General features: G+C 66.0%; 6 protein-coding genes and 1 pseudogene. 5 read left to right on the top strand and 2 right to left on the bottom strand.

Annotated elements, in window-relative coordinates; all coding sequences use genetic code 11:
* The first annotated feature begins 759 nt into the window (after positions 1-759).
* The 5 genes and pseudogenes from KBX06_RS27250 to KBX06_RS27230 all read left to right on the top strand — a co-directional run bounded on the left by KBX06_RS27250 (position 760) and on the right by KBX06_RS27230 (position 6390).
* Positions 760-1713: a tyrosine-type recombinase/integrase gene (locus KBX06_RS27250; protein WP_210839910.1), complete on the top strand. Its 954-nt coding sequence runs from the start codon at positions 760-762 to the stop codon at positions 1711-1713.
* A gap of 40 nt (positions 1714-1753) precedes the next feature.
* Complete coding sequence (locus KBX06_RS27245; protein WP_210839908.1) at positions 1754-2005, top strand: hypothetical protein; 252 nt, start codon at positions 1754-1756, stop codon at positions 2003-2005.
* A 166-nt stretch (positions 2006-2171) separates the two neighbouring features.
* Positions 2172-2690, top strand: a pseudogene (locus tag KBX06_RS28800) (exonuclease SbcCD subunit D); the annotation flags it as partial.
* Between the two features lie 92 nt (positions 2691-2782).
* Entirely contained in the window at positions 2783-3340 is a 558-nt protein-coding gene (locus tag KBX06_RS28615) for an exonuclease SbcCD subunit D C-terminal domain-containing protein (protein WP_307854780.1), read from the top strand.
* Positions 3340-6390 carry an AAA family ATPase gene (locus tag KBX06_RS27230; protein ID WP_256442486.1) on the top strand — a complete coding sequence of 1017 codons (3051 nt, stop codon included), beginning with the start codon at positions 3340-3342 and terminating at the stop codon, positions 6388-6390. The genes KBX06_RS28615 and KBX06_RS27230 overlap by 1 nt, the downstream gene beginning before the upstream one ends.
* Positions 6391-6599: 209 nt before the next feature.
* Here the strand turns inward: KBX06_RS27230 and KBX06_RS27225 are convergent, their stop codons facing one another.
* Positions 6600-7394, bottom strand: coding sequence for an endonuclease VII domain-containing protein (locus KBX06_RS27225; RefSeq protein WP_210839900.1), 795 nt, complete (start codon positions 7392-7394; stop codon positions 6600-6602).
* Between the two features lie 67 nt (positions 7395-7461).
* The gene (locus KBX06_RS27220) at positions 7462-7866 is read right to left on the bottom strand and encodes an endonuclease VII domain-containing protein (RefSeq protein WP_210839899.1); all 405 of its coding nucleotides are present in this window, start codon (positions 7864-7866) and stop codon (positions 7462-7464) included.
* Between the last annotated feature and the right edge of the window lie 256 nt (positions 7867-8122).

Raw genomic sequence — 8122 nt, 5'->3', positions numbered from 1 at the left:
GCCTTCGTCCTCGCCGTGACGCACCCACCAGCACACACCCTGCACTGGTCGCTCTGGCGACGAACATCCCAAGCCCGAGCCCGCCGATCCCACTACCAGCGCAGACAGGCCAAGTGACGTTGGAGTACTAACCCGATTGGGTCTAACCCCCGAGCAACTCCTAGCGGTGTCGAACACGCCCGTAGACATGCCCACCGTCGACGAATACATCGATCGCGTGTCTGAAGCGATAACGGTTGGCGCGCGTCGTGTCTACGGCACCTATTGGAAGCGGGTGCGCGACGTCTGGGGAAACAGGCGCCTGAACGAGCCCAGCCCTTTGGAAATCAGGCAGCTTGCCGAGCGGATGAAAGAACAGCGGGTAGTACGAAGAAACTCTCGCGGCGGTCGGACAGCCGCCGAGCACCTCATCTCCTCACTCAGGTGCCTCTACAACTATGCCGTGGCCGAACAGCTCGCCGCCTGCGTGCCTTCGAGCGGGCGTGGCGGTGGGCAGGGGGAGCCGGCGGGCAGGGAGCGGGCCCTCCCGCCGGCTCCCACCCCCGAACAGATCGCCGCCCAGGCGTTGGCGTCGGTGCATTCGGGGTCGCGCTTTGTCGGTGAGGTGGCAGTACGGGAGATCCCGCGAGAGTTCGGCGCGGGAACCCGAGTGGAAAGGCTGTGGTGGCGGGCGGCGTCGCCCGGCATTCGGAGGCGGCAAGGAGGCAGTACCCCGCACCAGCGCCGACGCCCGGGGTTGACGCCGCAGGGCGGGTGGCCATGAACCGCGATCTGACCAAGCTGACGATGGGTCTGCCTCAGGTGTGGGCGGCGTTCCTCACCGATTGGGATCGGACGCTGCGGTCGGGAAACTACCCATCGACGACGCGCTACAACTACCTGCTGGCTGCTGCTCAACTGGGCAGGTACCTCGCTGGCGACCACCAACGGGAGTCGGGGGAGGCGGCATTCACTCCGGCCGCCGTGATGCGGCGGCACGTCGAGGCGTTCCAGGCATGGATGATCGAGACCCGGTCGCCGGCCACGGCGCTGAACAAGCACAAGGCCCTGCAGCAGTTCTTCAAGTGGCTCACGGTCGATGAGGAGGAGATCGACCAGTCGCCTATGCTGCGGGTACGGCAGCCCAAGACACCAAAGCGGCTCATCCCAATCATTCGGGACGAGGACACCAAAAAGCTGCTGGATACGTGCGAGAGCAAGGACTTCGTCCACGTCCGTGACAAAGCGATCATCCGCTTGCTGTCCAACACCGGAGCGCGGCTGTCCGAGGTGGCCAACCTGCGACTCGACGATATCGACCTGTCGCTGGACACGGTGCGCTACCACGGCAAGGGCGCAAAGGACCGCCGGGTCCGGCTTGGACCCAAAACCGCCCGGGCGGTCAGCCGCTACCTGCGCGCCCGCAGCCGGCACAAAGGTTCCGGGCTACCCCATCTGTGGCTAGCGGTACGCGGTTCACAGCCGCTGACGGGCAACGGCATCAAACTGATGCTCAAACGGCGCGGTCTGCGCGCCGGGGTCGATGGCGTGCACGCACACCGCTGGCGGCACACCTACGCACACGAGTGGAAGCTGGCCGGGGGAGACACCGGCGACCTAATGCTGGTGCTCGGCTGGGCATCCGACGACATGCCGCGACACTACGGCGCCAGCGCCGCTGCCGAGCGAGCCCAGCAGGTGCAAGCCCGAATGGGGATCGGTGAACGTGTCTGACCGCGAGAAGAAGCCAGGGAGGCGTGGGGGAGAAGTGGGCATGACCCCAGAGCAGCGTCGACGCCGCGCCCGCATCGCCGCGCATGCCTCCTGGGCCAACACCACTGACCGTACGGCCCGCACGTCCTCCGGCACCAAGGCGTTCCTCGGCCGGTTTGAGCGCCAGGTCGACCCCGGCGGCGCGCTGCCCGAGGACGTCCGAGCCGCCATGGCCAAACACGCGAGGACCGCGTACATGCTGCAACTGGCCGAGCGCTCGGCGGCGGCACGCCGACGCCGAGCCAAATCGTAGGACCCTTGATTGCGTGAGCAACTCCGGACTGCCGGCACCCTGCGGCTCGCCCCCGGTGGTTTCGGCCTTCTTGGCGTCCGATACCAGAAGCTTCGCGTTCGGTCTGCCGGGACACACCCGATTTTCGGCTGGGAGTGTGGTCGGCTGGGTTGATGTGCTGCGGTCGATGTATGTCTTAGCGTCACCGCTCGTGCGATTTATTCACACCTCGGATTGGCATCTGGGTCGCCATCTGCACGGTCTCAGCCTGCACGACGCGCACCAGGCATTCATTGATCATTTGGTCGAGCTTGCTCGCAGTGAACGGGTCGATGCTGTGCTCATCGCCGGTGACCTCTACGACCGGGCGGTGCCGCCGCCTGATGCAGTCGGTCTGTGGGACCAGGCACAGACCCGGCTCGTGTTGGAGGCCCGGACGCAGGTGGTCGTCATTGCCGGCAACCATGACTCGCCGGCCCGCTTGGGAGTCAGCTCTCGGTTGCTGGAGAGAGCCGGCGTCCATGTGCGAGTGGGCACGGGTGCTGTGGGTACGCCGGTGCTCGTTGAGGATGAGCACACGGCGGTCGCGTGCTACCCGGTACCGTTTCTCGAACCAGCCTCGGCGGTAGTCGACTGGGGACTCGAGGATCGGGGCCATGCTGCGGCCCTGCGTGCCGCGATGGACCGGGTTCGATCGGATCTTGCCGGCCGTCCTGGGCATCGGTCTGTCGTCATGGCGCACGCTTTCGTCTTCGGCGGACAGGTTGCGACACCGAGCGGGACATCAGCGTGGGTGGCGTGCAGCATGTACCCAGTGCGGTCTTCGAAGGCGTCGATTACGTGGCGCTCGGCCACTTGCACGGCCGTCAGCGTCTGGCCGACGGGTTGCGATACAGCGGTTCGCCGTTGGCTTTCAGTTTTTCCGAGGCCGCTCACGTCAAGTCGTCCTACCTTGTGGACTTCGACGCTGGCGGGCTGCGTCGTGTCGAGGAGGTTCCTGCCCCGATACCGAGGCGGATGGCCCGGCTCACCGGCAGCGTTGAGGAGTTGTTGAACAGCCCCGCCTACAGCGCGTACGAGCAGTGCTGGGTCGAGGCGACCCTGACCGACCAGGTACGACCGTTGTCGCCGCACGAGCGGCTCAAACGCCGGTTCCCGCATCTGCTGAAGCTCGTCGTCCCGAGCCTGACCGCCGACGTGGGAAGCCGGGACCTCGCCGACCTTGATCGACTGGCACCGGTCGAGGTCGCGCTCGACTTCGTGACCGAGGTACGCGGTCGACCCGCCGACGGCGACGAGGTCGCGTTGCTGCATCGCACCTTCGACGAGCTGCGCCGCTTGGAGGCGACCCGCTGATGCGACTTCACCGGCTGATCATGACCGCGTTCGGACCGTTTCCCCAAACGGTCAGCGTCGACTTCGAGGCGCTCACGGCTGACGGCCTGTTCCTGATCCACGGTGACACCGGTGCGGGAAAGACCACGATTCTGGACGGGATCTGCTTCGCCTTGTACGGAGCCGTACCGGGCTCACGGGACGACGCCAGGTCGCTGCACTCCCACCACGCCGGCACTGGCCGCGGCCCCCGTATCGAACTGGACGTCACCCTGACCAACAGGCGACTGTTGATCACTCGTACCCCGGAATGGATCCGCCCCCGTAGGCGCGGTACTGGAACCATGCGCGAAGGTGCACATGTCGAGATCATTGAGCAGCTGCCGGATCAGACTCAGTCGTTCGTCACCCGTGACCATCGGGAGGCCGCTGACCTGATCACGGCCGAGATCGGCCTCGACGTCCACCAGTTCTGTCAGGTGGTTCTGCTGCCCCAAGGCGGGTTCGCCAGATTCCTGCAGGCATCTCCCGAAGATCGGCAAGGCCTCCTGCGGCACCTCTTCGACATCGAGATCTTCACTCGCGCCGAGCGTTGGCTGGCCGATCACCGTACGCAACTCGGCCAGCAGGAACGTGCGGCCCTCGGCGCGATCCGCGACCTGACGCAGCGCTTCGCCGAGGTGATCAAGGTAGAGGTGCCCGCGGACCTCGACAAGCCCGATGCCCTAATCGAGCTCGACGTGTGGGCTGCCTCGCACCGAGACCGGGTCGGTGATCTGGTGGAGGCCCTGACCCAGAGCATTGCTGTCGGTGCGGCAGAGGAACAGCGCCTCGACCAGGTCCGGCAGGCAGCCGCAACACTCGCCGGGCAGCAACGCGAGTACCGTGCGGCGGTCCAGCAGCGCGACGAGTTGACAATGCGCAAGCCGGAGCGTGAACAGTGTAAACGCCAGCTCGACATCGCCCGCGCTGCAACGGCGCTGAAGCCGTACCTCGACCAGGTCGACCGCCGACAGGACCTCCTTGACCGGCTCCGCCGGAAGACGTTCGAACACCTCGAATCCCTGCCCGCTGACGTAGCGGTGCTGCCGGACCATACCTCGTCGCCTCGTCCGGGCGGTTGGGACGCCGTCGACGTGGCCGACCTCGACCTTGACGCGCTGACCCACGCGGAGCAAGCCCGTACCGCACAACTCCATGCGGCCGAAGGCGCGATCGACAGCGAGGCCCGACGGACCAAGCTGCTGCGTCAGCAGACGACGGTCAGCAAGAAGCTTGAGGATCTGGCCAGCAGACGCGAGAAGGCCAACACCCTCCTCGCCGAGCTGCCTACCCAGCACGCCAACGTTGCTGCCCGGCAGGAGCAGACCCTCGCTGTGGCCGCAGGCCAGGCAGCCGCCGAACTATTGCTGGCCGAGGCGCAGAAGCAGGCCAAGGCGTGCAAGCGGCGGGACGACCTCGCCGGTCAACTCACGACCGCCGAGGAGGAACGGCGTGCTGCCATCGACCGCCACCAGGCCGCAGAGGCCCAGCACCTTCACGTACGGCAGCGCCGACTGGCTGGCATGGCCGCAGAACTCGCCGGTGAGCTGCGGCCCGGACAGCCCTGCGGAGTCTGTGGCTCCCCGGAACACCCCGACCCCGCCCGGGCCGCGGCCGACGCCGTCTCTGCCGCTGACGAGGAACTCGCCGAGGCTGAGGCGGGCGAGCGGCTCAATGAACGCCGGAGCGCCGAGATCACCGTCGAGCGCATCAATGCCCAACTCAAGGAAGTCACCGAAGCGATCGGCGACCTGACGACAGCCCAGGCGACGTCGAAGGTCACCGAGGCACGCAAGTCGGTCCGGGCCGCGACCGAGGCAGCGAAACTGGCCGAGGAACTCGGCGCCCAACTGGAAACCCTCGACGTGCTGCTGGCCGATCAACACCGCGAGGCCGCCGAGATCGACCGCGATGAGGCAGCGGCGACCACCCAACAGGCCGCCCTGACCGAGCAGATCACCGAACTCACCGAAACCATCGACGCCATCCGCGGCGAGGACAAGAGCCTGCGGCTACGGATGACTCGACTGGCCCAGGAACTCGCTGAGGTCAAGGCCGCAGCGAGCAGCCTGGGGGAGTGGCGACAGGCGGCGAAGGAACTCACCGATGCCCACCGTGAGGCGCACCACCACCTGCACCTGTCGGAGTTCGCCGACGCCGTGGCAGCGCGTAGCGCAGCCCTGGCCAACCCCGAGCTGGTCGAACTGCAGGAACGAATCGACGCCTTCGACAGCGAGTACAGCAAGATCGCAGGACGAGTGCAGGACCCCACCCTGCTCGCGGCCGCACACGAACCACCACCAGACGTCGAGGGCAGCGAACAGGCCTACCAAACCGCGAGGCAACGTGCCACCGAACTGCATGCCCAGCACGGCCTTGCCGTCGAGCAACACGACCGACTGAAGCAACTGGGCCCCGACCTGGTCAACGCCCTCGCCCAATGGAAGCCCATCCGCGCGGAGTACGAGATCGCCAACCGGCTCGCCCAACTCGTCGAGGGCAAGAGCACCGACAGCAATACCCGGATGACCCTCTCCACGTACGTGCTGACCCACCGGTTCCGGCACGTCGTGACGGCCGCGAACACCCGCCTCGGACAGGTCACCTACAACCGCTACCTGCTGCGCCACGTCACCGAGTCAGACACAGGCCGCCGCGCCGGGCGAAACGGGCTCGGCCTGTCCGTCATCGATGCGTGGACCGGCCAGGAGCGCCGCCCGGCCACGCTCTCCGGCGGGGAAACTTTCCTGGTCTCGCTGTGTCTTGCCCTCGGCCTCAGCGATGTCGTCCTGGCCGAGGCAGGCGGCACCCAACTCGGTAGCCTGTTCGTCGACGAGGGCTTCGGCAGTCTCGATCAAGAGGCGCTCGATCAGGTGCTCGACGCGCTCGACGCCCTGCGCTCCGGTGGCCGGACCGTCGGACTGGTCAGCCACGTCGCGGAACTGCGCAGGCGCATTCCATCGCGCCTACACGTCCGCAAGACAGCCACCGGCTCATCCGTGGTCGTCGAGACTAAGGTGCTCGACTGAGATCATCGCTGGGACGCTGCTCCGCCCAGTCGTGGCCGGCCACCAATCTCAACAGTGCGGTCGAGGTGGGAGGCAAGTCGCTGCGCGCTCCTTGTCGGTAGGAGTTGGTCGATACTTATCGAAGCAGTGGTGCTACGACTCCTTGCTCGGCCGGTTTATGCTTCAGCGACCTGGGCAAACGTGCGTGAGCATGCCGCTGGGCCACCGGACTACTGGGTTTTAGCTTGCCTGCGCATCTTTTTCATGCCGTTGTATGCGCACGACGCACTGCAATACTGGCGGCGTTTGTCGCGCGCCCAAAACGCGGTCGCGCAGTTCCGGCAGTCGATCAGCAGCGGCAAGGGTCGGCTCTTCTCGAAGCAGGGCGGGCTGCAATAGAGCTGCCTTGCGCTTTTCGCGATGAACTCGTTGCCACATGTCTTGCACGGCGGGCGGCTGAAGGTGCGGTTCCGGCGCGCGGGGCGATAGCACTTGATGCTGCAGTAAATCTTATTGCGGTCAGGCGACCTGAAGGTGGTCGAACATGTGGGGCAAGTCGATTCGCGGCTGCGCATCCCCTCGGTCCTGCATTTGTAATCACAGAACCGTCTCCCGAGACCGTGTTTGGCCGGCAGTGGTGCGCCGCAGTTGTCACATACCTTCGACCAGATGATGGGCTCGGCGGTCGCCGGGCCCAAAATCTCCTCGTCCTCGGGGTTCACGGCAATGTGTGCAGCCCATGCTCCGGGGTTCGCCCGGTAGAAGTCCAGCAGGTAGTTGATGGCGCTGCCAATTGCGGGGACGGAGTCGCCGAGCGCGCCGATGCCGGCGTTGCATCGGGCGCAGATGAGGCCGCGGAAGCGTCCTGTTTCATGGCAGTGGTCGATCGCCCATCCCTTTTCCAGGCTGCTCGGATCCTGACCGCATACCGGGCAGAGCCCTCCGAGTTGCCGCGTCATTCGATCGAAGTCCTCGAGTGTGAGACCGAACTTCGCCAGCGCTTCCGCTCGTTTGCGGATGGTCACGCAGGGACGGCAGTAGCTTGACTTGGCGCTGAAGTCGCTGCGAAGGTCGCCGCATCGGGCGCACGTCCTAGTTTTCACGGGCGCTGCTCTCGAGGTAGGCGCCGGCTCTGAGCAAGGTGGCGAGCGAGTCGCCCAGGAGACCGATGCCGGTGTTGTGAGCCCCGCAGACCAATCCGCGGAACAATCCGGATTCGTGACAATGGTCAACCACGAGCACACCTCGTACGGGCGGTTGCCGACAGATGGCGCAGACTCCTGCCTGCTTCTCCAGTGCCTCTTCGTACTGCGCGAGGGAGACGCCGTATTTGCTCGCTACCGTTCGCAGGGCGTCGTAGGGCTTTCGGTACTTGCGGGTGCAGTCCTTGCAGCGCCGGTCTCTCCCGTCCGGCTGATGCCGATCGCGATAAAAGCAGGACGCGTCCTTGGCCTTTGTGCACGTCATGCAGATCTTGACTGCCGGGCTGGTCTCCACGTCCTGGTTCTAGCAGCACGGTCCGACAAGTTCACCGCCACCGGTCCACTCCCGTCATCGAGAGGCCGTGACGATCGCGGAGCGGTTGGCCGCCATCGAGGTCGGGGCGATCGGCTGCCGCGCCGCTAATACTCCAACGTCACTTGGCCTGTCTGCGCTGGTAGTGGGATCGGCGGGCTCGGGCTTGGGATGTTCGTCGCCAGAGCGACCAGTGCAGGGTGTGTGCTGGTGGGTGCGTCACGGCGAGGACGAAGGC

It is taken from the genome of Micromonospora sp. C31 (genome assembly GCF_018070575.1).
Classification (GTDB): domain Bacteria; phylum Actinomycetota; class Actinomycetes; order Mycobacteriales; family Micromonosporaceae; genus Micromonospora.
Note: the sequence above shows the minus strand (reverse complement) of the source record. Positions and strands in the feature narration are given on the sequence as shown.

Coding starts and splice junctions, on each gene's coding strand:
- KBX06_RS27250 (WP_210839910.1), top strand. CDS start 760: ATGAACCGCGATCTGACCAAGCTGACGATGGGTCTGCCTCAGGTGTGG.
- KBX06_RS27230 (WP_256442486.1), top strand. CDS start 3,340: ATGCGACTTCACCGGCTGATCATGACCGCGTTCGGACCGTTTCCCCAA.
- KBX06_RS27245 (WP_210839908.1), top strand. CDS start 1,754: ATGACCCCAGAGCAGCGTCGACGCCGCGCCCGCATCGCCGCGCATGCC.